The following is a 626-nucleotide window of genomic DNA, read 5'->3' as shown; positions in this document are numbered from 1 at the left end:
CACAGCGTTGGCTTTGCGGTCAAGGACATCGTGTTGCTTTACGCCTTGTTCAATATTGCCTTCGTCGTGGCCGCACCGCTGATCGGCAAACTCGGCGACCGGGTGGGACGGGCGCGAATGATCATGCTGGGCTACCTGACCTATCTGTTGATGAGCCTGGGCTTCGCCTTCGCGACCACGCCATGGCAGGTCGTCATCCTGTTCATCATCTATGGCGTGTTTTATGCGATCGACGAGGCGCAAAGCAAGGCGTTTATTGCTGATCTTGAGCTGGAGCGACGCGCCTCCGCCATCGGTGTCTACAATTTTGTGACCGGCCTGATCTACCTGCCGGCCTCGCTGATCGCGGGCGCCCTGTGGCTGCTGCATCCGGCCAGCGCTTTCCTGGTGGCGGCCGGCCTTGCCTTAGCCGCGCTGGTGGTCTTCTTGTTCTTGCGGCCGGACCGAAAACGCAGTTCTGACGCATCGCTTGCGTGTCACGTCGAGCAGTAATGAAAAAAAAGGAATTCGACATCAAAAACCCCAAACAACATCCCCTCCTGCGCCAAATACGTGCCCGGCCACGGCTTGTGTTGGTATCGGTTTTCGGAATTCTGCTTTATGTTGCCCTGCCGTATGGCTTGGCC

1 protein-coding gene is annotated in these 626 nt (G+C 57.8%); it reads left to right on the top strand.

Translation table 11 applies throughout. The features are described 5' to 3' along the window. On the top strand, window positions 1-492 hold a 492-nt coding region (locus B3V69_RS15600; protein WP_296447932.1), incomplete at its 5' end, for an MFS transporter. Window positions 493-626: the final 134 nt, after the last annotated feature.

This window comes from Rhodoferax sp. UBA5149 (genome assembly GCF_002413825.1).
Classification (GTDB): domain Bacteria; phylum Pseudomonadota; class Gammaproteobacteria; order Burkholderiales; family Burkholderiaceae_C; genus Rhodoferax.
The sequence above is the reverse complement of the archived record's forward strand: the minus strand, read 5'-3'. Positions and strand labels throughout refer to the sequence as shown.